The 10,927-nt window shown below is 64.9% G+C and carries 13 protein-coding genes; 4 read left to right on the top strand and 9 right to left on the bottom strand.

Going from position 1 to position 10,927, the window contains the following annotated elements; translation table 11 throughout:
* The 4 genes from QZV81_RS06580 to QZV81_RS06565 form a co-directional block, all read right to left on the bottom strand.
* Positions 1–373 (bottom strand): hypothetical protein (locus tag QZV81_RS06580; protein WP_292834602.1); only part of this gene is annotated, 373 nt, incomplete at its 3' end.
* Entirely contained in the window at positions 370–1,104 is a 735-nt protein-coding gene (locus QZV81_RS06575) for an ABC transporter ATP-binding protein (protein ID WP_292834599.1), read from the bottom strand. The genes QZV81_RS06580 and QZV81_RS06575, both read right to left, overlap by 4 nt.
* 436 nt (positions 1,105–1,540) lie before the next feature.
* A complete protein-coding gene (locus QZV81_RS06570) occupies positions 1,541–1,873 on the bottom strand; it encodes a hypothetical protein (protein ID WP_292834596.1) in 333 nt (110 codons plus the stop codon).
* 409 nt (positions 1,874–2,282) lie between these two features.
* Entirely contained in the window at positions 2,283–3,488 is a 1,206-nt protein-coding gene (locus tag QZV81_RS06565; protein ID WP_292834593.1) for a hypothetical protein, read from the bottom strand.
* A 93-nt stretch (positions 3,489–3,581) separates the two neighbouring features.
* On the opposite strand from QZV81_RS06565, the gene QZV81_RS06560 reads away from it, so the two are divergent.
* Complete coding sequence (locus QZV81_RS06560) at positions 3,582–4,151, top strand: type IV toxin-antitoxin system AbiEi family antitoxin domain-containing protein (RefSeq protein ID WP_292834590.1); 570 nt, start codon at positions 3,582–3,584, stop codon at positions 4,149–4,151.
* Positions 4,138–5,079, top strand: coding sequence for a nucleotidyl transferase AbiEii/AbiGii toxin family protein (locus QZV81_RS06555; protein ID WP_292834587.1), 942 nt, complete (start codon positions 4,138–4,140; stop codon positions 5,077–5,079). The genes QZV81_RS06560 and QZV81_RS06555 overlap by 14 nt, the downstream gene beginning before the upstream one ends.
* A 1,197-nt stretch (positions 5,080–6,276) precedes the next feature.
* Here QZV81_RS06555 and QZV81_RS06550 read toward each other — a convergent pair.
* The 4 genes from QZV81_RS06550 to QZV81_RS06535 all read right to left on the bottom strand — a co-directional run bounded on the left by QZV81_RS06550 (position 6,277) and on the right by QZV81_RS06535 (position 8,657).
* Positions 6,277–6,795 carry a hypothetical protein gene (locus tag QZV81_RS06550; RefSeq protein ID WP_292834584.1) on the bottom strand — a complete coding sequence of 173 codons (519 nt, stop codon included), beginning with the start codon at positions 6,793–6,795 and terminating at the stop codon, positions 6,277–6,279.
* 394 nt (positions 6,796–7,189) lie between these two features.
* The gene (locus tag QZV81_RS06545; RefSeq protein ID WP_292834581.1) at positions 7,190–7,618 is read right to left on the bottom strand and encodes a hypothetical protein; all 429 of its coding nucleotides are present in this window, start codon (positions 7,616–7,618) and stop codon (positions 7,190–7,192) included.
* Positions 7,619–7,701: 83 nt separating this feature from the next.
* Positions 7,702–8,229, bottom strand: coding sequence for a hypothetical protein (locus tag QZV81_RS06540; RefSeq protein ID WP_292834578.1), 528 nt, complete (start codon positions 8,227–8,229; stop codon positions 7,702–7,704).
* Positions 8,229–8,657 carry a hypothetical protein gene (locus QZV81_RS06535; protein ID WP_292834575.1) on the bottom strand — a complete coding sequence of 143 codons (429 nt, stop codon included), beginning with the start codon at positions 8,655–8,657 and terminating at the stop codon, positions 8,229–8,231. The genes QZV81_RS06540 and QZV81_RS06535 overlap by 1 nt, the downstream gene beginning before the upstream one ends.
* Positions 8,658–8,991: 334 nt before the next feature.
* On the opposite strand from QZV81_RS06535, the gene QZV81_RS06530 reads away from it, so the two are divergent.
* Entirely contained in the window at positions 8,992–9,411 is a 420-nt protein-coding gene (locus tag QZV81_RS06530; protein WP_292834572.1) for a hypothetical protein, read from the top strand.
* A 238-nt stretch (positions 9,412–9,649) separates the two neighbouring features.
* The gene (locus tag QZV81_RS06525) at positions 9,650–10,402 is read left to right on the top strand and encodes a DUF4386 family protein (protein ID WP_292834569.1); all 753 of its coding nucleotides are present in this window, start codon (positions 9,650–9,652) and stop codon (positions 10,400–10,402) included.
* Here QZV81_RS06525 and QZV81_RS06520 read toward each other — a convergent pair.
* The gene (locus tag QZV81_RS06520; protein WP_292834566.1) at positions 10,399–10,596 is read right to left on the bottom strand and encodes a DUF4062 domain-containing protein; all 198 of its coding nucleotides are present in this window, start codon (positions 10,594–10,596) and stop codon (positions 10,399–10,401) included. The two genes, QZV81_RS06525 and QZV81_RS06520, sit on opposite strands and share 4 nt — an antisense overlap.
* Positions 10,597–10,927: the final 331 nt, after the last annotated feature.

Below are 10,927 nucleotides of genomic sequence, written 5' to 3'. Positions count from 1 at the left end.
AGAAGCTGCGCGGATCGATCGCGTCCACGCCCCAGGCGTTCGACTCGTCGCCGAACGCGATCTGGGTGCCGACTCGCCGTATCGCCGTTGCGGCGTCGACACCCGCGGTGCTATCGATCTGCTCGACGTACTCGGCGGCATTCGCTATCACCGGGTCGTTCGCCGACGTGATGGTCAGGTCGCCGGTCAGCGTGGTGACCACTGAGCGATCGATCGCGACGATCGCCCCGCTGATCAGCGCGGGGAGGAACGACACGCTGATGAAGACCACGATCATCATCGCCACCGACAGCAGCGTCACGCCGAGGTTTCCGCGGCTGATCGAGCGCACGGCGAGGAATATCGCGACCCGCAGGCTCCTGAACGCGGTCATCCGACATGCTCCTGCGGGGCGCTTCGGGACCTGCCGGCCAGGACGCCGTCGCTCAGCTCGATGAGCAACCCGGCGTAGGCACTGTCGTCGGGGTCGTGCGAGACGAAGACCACGGTGACACCGAGCTCCCGATTCAGCCTCGCCAACGTCTGCATCACCGTGCGCCCGGAGACGCTATCGAGGTTGGCGGTCGGCTCGTCCGCGTAGACGATGGCCGGGTTGTTGACCAGCGCCCGGGCGATGGCGACCCGCTGCTGCTCACCGCCCGAGAGTTCCTTGGGCCGGTGGTGCAGGCGCTCGCCCATGCCGACCTGCTCCAGCAGCGCGGCTGCGCGGGCGCGATACTCTCTCGGCCGCGCGCCGAGCATCATCGCCGGTAGCGAGACGTTCTCCTGCGCGGTCAGCTCAGGGATGAGCGCATACTCCTGGAACACGTAGCCCAGCCGCGCCAGGCGCATGGCCGATCGCTTGCCCTCGGAGAGGGCGAGGACATCCCGCCCTTCGAGAGTGATGCGTCCGCTCGTGGGGCGGTCGATCAGGCTCAGCTGGCGCAGCAGAGTGCTCTTGCCCGAACCGCTCTTGCCCATGATGCAGAGCATCTCCCCGCCGTCGATGGTGAGGGTGATGTCGCGCAACGCCTGGACGGTCACCGTCCCGAGCGCGTACGACTTCGTGACGCCCTCGATCTCGATCACCGGCCGCCGGGCGGCAATGACGATGGACTGGGACACCTCAGCCTCTCCAATCCGCGAGCATGACAACCGACGTGCCACCGGTACCAGAACGCCGCATCTGACCTCATTCCGCCAAGCGGTGATCGTTATTCCTCCGGGCGGTGATCGCTTCTTTGAGCGTATCCGCGCTCGGACGAGCCGAATGTTCGGTGAATGTAAGGATTTGCGGGGCACACCGGAATGGCGACCCGTTGAACCCAGGAGAGCCGTTCATGCCTGGTCGAACCTTCGTGCGCCTGCCCGCTGCCGACCTGGGTTGGCCCGATGGTGCATCCTGTCGATGTGGGTCGCGATAACGGAGACAGCGGGTGATCTCGAGCCGAGGCGCGAGGCCAAGTTGCACGCTATGGGAAGCGCTCGCGTCGGCCGCCCGTGCGCAGAAGGGAACGGCCCGCTGACGAAGAGAGAGGCCGCTGCCAACTGCCAACGCGAATCAGCTTCGACCCGCCGACCGCCGATGGTCAGCCGCACCGGCGATGTCACTCTCGGCGAGACTCAGAATCTGCTTGATGAACGCCTGTCGGTCGCGAGTCGGCTCGAGGACCAGCATCCGAATCTCGGCCATGAGTTGCTGCTGGGTCTCGATGGGAAGCGCAGTCATCGACTCCGCGCACCACTCAAGGTCTTCGTCGATCGTGTACCCGGGTTCATCGAGGTGCTTGTCGGGATAGTAGGTGAAGGCGACGAGAGCGAGCCCCGCGATCCCAGTGTTTACAAGGGATCTCGGGGCTTCGACGCTGGCGGTGACGGTGGGATTTGAACCCAAAGAGGTTCGATCCTCCTCGATCCGTCTCGGTCGGACTCCCGCGGAATTCCGCCGTTGCGAGCCTTCTGGAATCTGTTCTCGATCCCGTTCAATCGGGCTCGATCGTGTTCGATTGTGGGCATTTCGTGGGCACGGATGCCAGGAGTGCCACTGGCCCGGACGAGGACGACTCGCCGGGCCAGTATAGAAACCCAATGGAGAGACCTGCCTCCGCTTTCAGGAACGAGCTTAGGCCAGGAGCGTCCTGGGCGACAGGCTCAAACCCGCCCACGAATCAGCCGCGGGCCACGAGGGCGCCCTGCCGCCTCCAAGTCGCGGACGGCCTGCACAGCCCAGCACGGTTCCTCGAGTTCATTCATCGGAGGTGGCCATGCTGCGAGCCCCGCGGATGCCCTCGGCGGCGAGCACCTCACGTGCACGACCCAGTTGCCGATCGGATGAGAAGAGGTCCCACTGCTCGGCGATGCCTTCGTCGTGAGCGAGGTCGCGGAATCGGCGGAAGGCACCCCCGCCCTCGATCGCCCGCTCCAGTCGCTCTCGCCGAGACTGGTCGGCTGCCGCTCGGCGAAGGCCGCCATGTCTGCCAGCCTTCTCGTGAACCTACCCCGGCGAGGTAGATCCAACGGTCGGGTTCCTTATCCACGTCGATCGCGGCATCCTCCCCGACCATCATCGGATCTGTTTCGTTGCCGCCGTACACCGCGCCCGTGCGCAGGTCGAGGTAAGCGCCTGTTGACAGCTCAGGAGCCCCTTCCAACAAGATGCTGAGCATCTCAAGATCGACCGGCAGCACCCGCCCCTGCAGCGGCACGCCGCGCAGAGTGGCCAGCAGGTCCTCGGCCAGGATCCGATCACCCGGCCCGCCGCGCCACGTGAGGCGGTTGATGACCGACAACGCGAGCGGCTCCGCATACTCGTGATTCTGTCGGAGCGTCAGCAGCATCCCGGATCCCACTTGCTGCAACGCGTCGTCGATGTCGCGTCCCGCGACCGCGGCGACGAGGCGAGCGGCATCCTTCGTGGCGAGAGCAGAGCGCAATTCCTTCAGGTCGAGAACCGGCACCGGCTCCAGCGCCGGCCACGCGTGCATCATCATCGGGTGGGATCGGGTCGGCCGCCTGGGCGCCGGACCGCTCCCATCGTCGTCCGCCCATCGCCGACCATACTGATCCGGGATGCTCCCCCAACCCCAGTACGACAGCGGAGCGGTAGGGCGGATACCCAACACCTCCAGCGGATCGACCTTCTCCTCCTCCACCACACAGCGGTGCGTCCAGCCGTCGCCGAGGTCGAAGGTGAACTGGAACTCAGCGCCCGGCTCTACGAGCCGAGCGACCTTCACTCTGGCCATGTCGATGGGCACCGTGAGCGGGCCCCCGATCGACGCCGCCAGCTCCGCGCCGGTCTCGTCGTCGGTGACCGTCCGCCCGTCGGCGAGGGTGAACATAGACACATGCGACCGATCCCACCGGGCGAACGCATCGTTGATCGCATCCGCGAACTGGAGGAAGGTGTGGGAGGGTCCAACGGCGAACACCCGGCCGGGGCCACGGCCACAATTCAGTGCCCGACCACCGAGCAGCTCAACCGTCACCGACAACCACGTTCGCGCCATACCTCGAGAATGGCACGGGCGATCGGGTCACCGCATCACTCACACATCGGGGACTCGGATGTCAATACCTTCGTATTTTGCTAAGGTATTGACATGCCTGTCGTGACCAAGTTGGAGATGCTCCGCGAGATAGCGTTGGATCAGCACGGCTTTGTGACGACTGCGCAGGCCCTCACGGAGGGCGTCTCGCATGCAGAGTTGTCGACGATGGTCGCCCGAGGCCGACTGGAGCACGTGGCGCACGGTGTCTACCGGGTGCCGCAAGTCGCGGCGACGGAGTTCGACCAGTACCACCTCGCCGCGCTGTGGACGGGGGCGCCGGAGGCCTGCCTGAGCCACGACACGGCCCTCGCCGCCTGGGACATCAGCGACATCAACCCGAACCGCATCCACCTGACCGTCAGCCGCCACCGCCGCCTCCGCAGAGCAGGTGGGGAGACTTACGTCATGCACTACGAGGACCTCGATCCGTCCCAGGTCACGTGGTGGGAAGGTATTCCGATCGTGACGGTCACGACCGCGATCGATCAGGGCATCGCCTCGGGGGTGCCGACCTACCTGCTGCGCCAAGCCATCGAGCGTGCCGGGCGCACGAGTCTGCTTCTCATAGCGGAGCGAGAACGGCTGACCCAGCGACTGCAGGATCGCGATGGCCGAGCCTGACCGGGCGAACCTCGCTCAGGCGATGAGCGACCTCGACCCGAAGGACAAAGCTCCCGCCTCGGCTCGAATACTCAACGCATGGATCACTCAGGCACAGTGCCAGCTCGGATCGGCCGGCCCGCGACTGGGGTGGCTGGTCGCAGCCACCGTCGTCTCCGCGGCGCTGCAGCGCGCCGTGGACGATTCCGGGGCGCCGCTGTTCCTGCTCAAGGGCGGCACCATGATGCAGTACCGACTCCCCGGAATGTCTCGCACGACCCAGGACATCGACGGCCTCATCCGCGGCGACATCGACGCGTTCCTCGCCGAGCTTGATGGTGCACTCAGCGAGCCGTGGGGGCCGCTCACATTCGTCCGTGACGACGTCGAGATCATCGACGTCCCCCACCTGGTCGTGAAGCCTCGCCGGTTCCACATCACTGTGCAATTGCGTGGGGTGACCTGGCGGCGCGTGCAGATCGAGATCGCGCCGGACGAGGGCGGCGCCGGATCCGCACCCGACACCTTCGCAGCGCCGTCGCTGGCGGGGTTCGGTCTGCCAACGCCGGAACGGATCGCGGGTCTGTCGATGAGTTATCAGATCGCGCAGAAGATCCATGCGTGCACCGACCCGCACAGTCCCCCCGTCTACATCAACGATCGCGCCCGCGATGTCGTCGACCTGCTGTTGCTGCGTGACCTCGTCCGCGCCACGGGCAATCCGTCGCCTGCGGAGATTCGCCGCGCCATCGAGGATGTCTTCGCCGCGCGCGCCGCCGAGGCGAAGATCGCTGGAGTCCAGCCACGGGCCTGGCCAGCGACAGTCACCGCCCACCCACACTGGGACACCAGCTTCGCGAGGGCCGCCGAGTCCGCCACGGTGGACCTCACACTCACCGACGCGGTCGGACAGCTCGCCCATTGGCTCGACGAGATCGCACGAGCCTGAATCCCATCACGCACGCATGCCGGATCCGCTGGCTGATGCCAGTCCGGAACCTCGGGAGTCCGTATGCTCAAGCCTGCGAGCGGCCGACCTACCGTGGGTAACCGCGCGACACGAACAAGTGTGGGCAAACCGTGGGCACGGTGCCTTGCGACGTTGTCCTCGATCGCCGTCGATCGGTCTCAGTCGTGCCCGAACGCTCTCAATCTTCCCCCGACGACCTTCCCTCGACGACGAGGGCACGAGGTTCACGAGAATCCCTGACCATGCCGTGCCCACATCTGAGACGGAACGAGACGGAACCAAAAGGAATGGGCCAGATCGAGACTGTCCGGGAAGGACGTCGATCTGGCCCAGAATGGCGGTGACGGTGGGATTTGAACCCTAGTGTATTGAGGTCACCGCGCCTGCACTCAATCTCAAACTCTGCGCTCGACTGCAATCACGCGGGTGCCGAGTTCCTAGATCCTGCACTCGCCTGCACTCGATCTCCTCATTTGTTCACGTCTTTGTTCACACCCCAAGGGGACTACGCGACCGTTTCCTCAAACGCGGTCCCTGCTAGTCCCGAGCGCCGGATGGCCACAGTGGTCATGGCGACCAGCCAGATCACGGGAAGCATGTATAGCACATAGACGAGCCAACCCTGCGGGGCCAGTGCTCCCTCCGGGCGAATGACCGAGAGTGCGAGTACGAGCGTGCCGACCGCTGTCACCGTCGAGAGCCAGCCCACCCATGCGGGAACAGCGGAGACTCGAAAAGCGAGCACTGCCACCGCCCGCCAGTAGCACGACGAGCGGAATGTTGGCGATGATGAGCATGGCAAATCCGAGTTCCTCAAGCAACATCGCAGATGATCCATCCGAGGCTGGGCCGGACATCAGGGTGAGCGTCAGTTGCGGTGATTGACCGACCAAGCCCGCCCCGACCCAGGTCACTCCGGACGCTATTGCGATGTTCGCCACGCGAGCAGACCCGCTCTCGGTGCGGGCAAGGAGATCCCGGACGCTGCCCATGAACCAGAGCAAGAAGTGATGTCGCTCACGGCGTCCTGCTCCTGCTCGTTGCCTGCGGTGACCATTCCACTCCGCACTGAATGTGGGCACAGGGCAGAAGGTCCCGCGGTAATGTCACTTGCGAACCCCTTGCGGGATTGCACTGCCGAAGGAACGTGCGCGCGTGGGTGTGGACTTTGCGCGCCTATGCGTCTGGACTCAGCGCGGGAGCCGATAGACCCGCCAGCTCCGCTCCCCAGCGTCGCGCCCGGTCGAGTTCGCCGTCCGCAACAGGCCCGGAGTAGCCGTGGACGCCGAACGTCTCTGGTTTGGCGAGCGGACGGAAGCCCAGGGCCACGAGCCGCTTCATCGCCTTCTTCGCTGCCGACCCGGGCAGCCTCGGCGTGACCATTCGTGTGTCAAACGTCGCCACGGGCACCGCGCGAGCCGGTGACGAAACCGCCTCTATCCACTCCCTAATGCCCCGGGTCGGGACCTGTGCGGCACCCTGTTGTTTGGCTGCCTCCCGCGTCGAGGAGGTTGACATGGAGAACGCATGTGTGGGTCCACCGACGACGAGCAGATCGACATCCGCCTCCAGAGCAACGGGCGCCGACGCCGCGTCGACCACCTCTGTGCGTTCTCCGCCCAGCCCCGCCGCCACTTCGCGGGCGAGCTGCTCTGTGTTTCCCCAAATTGATTCGAAGACCACTACAGCGTGCATGATGCCTCCTGGCTCGCACACAGATTAGCTCTCCGCCTCCACAGATGACACTGCCCCCGAGACTGAGGTGAGTGGGTGAGAACCTCCTGCGCCGCCCCGTGAGCGCTCCGCCGGCGAGCACGGGCAGGCATCACAATCTGCTTGACGACGGAGCCATCGACATAGTGAGGTGTGCGGCGGCTGACTGAGTGGTTCCGACAATGGCGGAAGCCGGGTCTCCATATCGCGCTGGATGAGGGCAGCGGGTCCCTGGTCGTTCTGGTGCACGGTATCGCTTCGTCCTATACGACCTTCGAGAAGGTCATTCCGCTGCTGCGTCGCGGTCACCGCGTGGTTGCGGTAAATCTTCTTGGGGCTGTCCTGTGTGCGCGGATCGGTTACACGGGCAGCGCCTTCAGCAACACGCCTGGGCGCCGAAGAACTCTGCCATCGACGAATCCGGACGGAGCACGGCGTTCAGTGCGACCCACAGGATGCCGATGTTTATGAGCACGCCGAGGAGATAGTAGGGGTGGAAGTAGAGGATCAGCGCTATCAGACCAAGGGTCGCCCCGGCGATCGCGAGCGGGATCCACCAGGCGAGGGGAATAAGGAATCCGAAGAAACCGAGCCCCGCGCCGAGCAGCAGCAGACCCGCGACCAACCAGATTAGACCGCCGCGCCATCCGATGCCGGGCAATATCCAGGACTGCCCTAGCTGGGACGGCCACCAGCGCAGCCAATTCGGATTCGGGATGTTTTGCTGCGGGGCGAACGACCCTGCAGAGATGGCAAGGGTGATCAGCGCGTGCACGATCAGCGCGATTCCGAAGACGATGTGCATCTGATGCAACTCCTTCTGAGAGGGGGTTCGCTCGCGATGTCCCGCTGGGTCGGCCCACGGGAGGGGCCAGTGGCCCGCAATCATCAGCCGATGTCGTTGGTGGACTCCGCCGGCATACTGCTGGGACGACTGCCGTGACTCTTCACGCGGTGGATGGTTGCTCTGACGACGTCGGCGAGGCTCTTGCCCAGGGGCTTGGTCACGAGGTAACCGAGCCCGAGCGCCATGATCGGATTGGGAAGGGTCCACACGCCGAGTGGCGTGATGAGCAGGAGAAACGCGATCGCTCCGACGAGTCCGACCGCGGCCCAGCGGCCCTTCGACAACATGAGCACACCTAAGACGATCTCGCCGACTCCCGCGAGTATCCCCACCGCCTGCGGGGCTCGCGCGACCACGTCAGTGAAGACCCATTCATAGAAGCTCAGAAGGGGGGCGTTTGCACCCAGACCCACGAAAAGGTCTGGTGCGGCCAACGACAACACCCAGTTCACCGCGATCGCCATCACGATGAAGAACAGGCCGATGAACATCCGAGCCGCCAGCGGCTTCCATATGCAGAACCCCACGAACAGAACGCAGAAGATGAGCCACGGCACCATCTGCTGCATCAGGCAACCCTCGGGATGCGCGTGAACAGTCCAAGCCGTACCATCACGAACCCGGCCTCGGCGACGCCGGATACGAAGTAGACAGCCTGCAGGAAGCTGAAGGGGATGAAGATCATCTGGATGAAGATCCAGATGAGGACGGCGAACGCCGCGACCGCAGAGGCCAGAACGGCCCACGGATGCTGGCGCAGGACAAGGACGAACGCGAGCGTGTGGGTGCCGGCGACAACGATACCGAGCAAGAGTCCGGGGAGCAGGTAGCTGGTGAACGGAGTGCCCGCCAGGTAGTCCTCGGGGGGACTGAACGCCGTGGCCATGCTTGGCGCCAGGGCTCCGAGTGTGAGGGCAAGACCGCCGAGGAACGCGGTCACGGCGACGAACGCCTGGACAACGAGCAGGGCGACCCCGGCGAGCCGGGGGATGCTCATGACTCCACCGCGGCGAGCCCCACCGTACGCCGAATCGGTCTTGTCAACGTTCCGGTGGTGCGGAACATGGGTCCAGAGATCACTCGCACGCGCATCCCCATTCCTTCCGATCGATTGCACTCGCAGTCTCGTCGCCACCCGCGCGGGCCGGCAGTGCCAAACGTCCTACGACGCCTCCCGCATCCGCAGGGCTGGCCACGCTCGCTGACGGTTCGCGTGACCTTTGGCCCTATAGAGTGCATCGGGGACCGGGGAGCATGGCGCCATGTCGTCCCACACCGGTCCTTTCGAGAGTTCGTCCTCGCCCGCCCTGCGTGGCTCAGTTAGGCGACGCGTGGGGTACGCCGTCGCCGTGGCCGTGAGCGGGGTGCTGCTCGTGCTGGTGAACGCCGTCCCCGGCTGGCGTGCCGTGCCTTTCGTCACCGCGGAAGCGGTCGATGTGATCTTTCTCGTGAATCTCTCACTCATCGTCGGCATCGTCGTCAACTCGCTCAACGCTGTGTTCGATCGGCGTTGGCTACGGGCTGCCGGGGAATTGGCGAGTTCGACTGTGGCGCTGGTCATGCTCGTTCAGCTCTGGCAGGTGTTTCCCTTCGAGTTCGCCGATCCCGCAGTCGATTGGGCTCTCATCCTGCGCGTTGTGATCGCGTTCGCGATCGGGGGGTGCGTCGCGAGCATGATCGTGCAGATGGTCATCCTGATTCGTATCGGAAGTAGACACCTCCCCGCGGCTCCTGGGCCCTCGAGCGCCTGACCTTCCCGGCACCGCCCACTGTTCCGGGGATGGGACGGCAGAGTCCCCGGTAATGTCTCCGTCTCGGCTGTGCCGCCGAGCCGACGGAATGACAGGTCGAGGGACCAAAGGCCCTTTATCTGCGGCCCGAGCAGGATGAGTGTAGAGACACCGGGAGCCAACTGGCCCCCGCGCCGGACACACCAACACGCTGATGGTCCGACTGATTGAGCGCGGAGGATGAGGCAACAAGATGATCGTGAACGCGCCAGATACCCGCATCCAGACCAACGAGCCAACGTGGCGCACGCTCTATTTCGTCGCCGGAATCGGCTCGATCGTCTTTGTGCTGCTGCTGATCACCGCGCTTGTCGTGGACTTCATCGCTCCGCCGCCGGTGGACGGAGGTGCGGAGACGCTCGAGTTCATCGCCGCCAACAAGGTGCCCTACATGCTGGAGCAGGTGCTGTGGATCCTCCCGAACGTGCTCGCTGTGCTGGTCTTTGTCGCCCTCTTCATCGCGCTGAGCCAGGTCAACAAGAGCCTTGCGCTGATCGGCGCGCTGTTGGGAGGGCTGTCATGGGCGATGTTCCTCGCGATCCCCGTTACCAGCCGCGGCTCGCTCACGCTGGTGTATCTCAGCGACCAGTACATGGCCGCAAGTGCTCCGGAGCGTGACCGGTTCGCCATCGCGGCGGAGGCCATCGTGGCCGAGAACAACACTCCCGCGATCGTCGCCGTCTTGTCCGCGGCGGGGATTCTCCTGATCTCTCTCGTGATGACAAGAGGTGTCGTTATGCCACGCGCACTGGGGTGGCTCGGGGTCGCGACCGGGGCGCTGGGCATGCTCAGCGAAGCACTCCGATACGCCGCGCCCTTCTTCTACTGGGGCTACGGCATCCTGCTCTGGGTCTGGTTCATCGCCGTCGGGATCTCATTCATCCTGCTCGCACGGCGCACACCACGCATGTCCACCCCCGACGCGTCGACGGTCCCGCCAAGGACGGCCTAGGGCACGAGCGCCTCTCTTCGTGATTCCCGAGCGAGGCGGGTGGGGTCGAGCTCGAACATCACCGGAGCCAGCGCCATGCGGTCCATGACGTCGCGCATCACCCGACGTTCCGCCGCCCGCTCTCGCAGCGTTGAACTCACGAACACCCGCAAACGCTGGTCGGGTGTTCGAATAACGCAGGCACGGTCCGCCATGGGGGCCAGTGTCATCCCATCCCCCGCGACGTGTTCATAACCTCCCAAACCGGTTGCGGGGTCTGTGTTGGCTTGACTCGGTCTTGAAGTAATCGGCGCGGATAGGATCCCTATTCGCACCGTGCGCGAAAGCCGCGCGACTGCGCGCAGTAATAGTTCGCCTGGGGGTCGTGGCCGGGCATGCAGCTCTACAATCGACCTCAAGCTGATAGCGCGGGTTCGATTCCCGTCATCCCCTCCAAAAAGCCCCCGGAATTCCGGGGGTTTTTCCTTTCCCGGCGTCACAGCACACCACGTGGCGTCACACGTATGTGTGCACCTATGTGTGCAC

This window comes from Microbacterium sp., assembly GCF_011620665.1.
Classification (GTDB): domain Bacteria; phylum Actinomycetota; class Actinomycetes; order Actinomycetales; family Microbacteriaceae; genus Microbacterium.
This window is presented reverse-complemented; position numbering and strand designations above follow the sequence as displayed.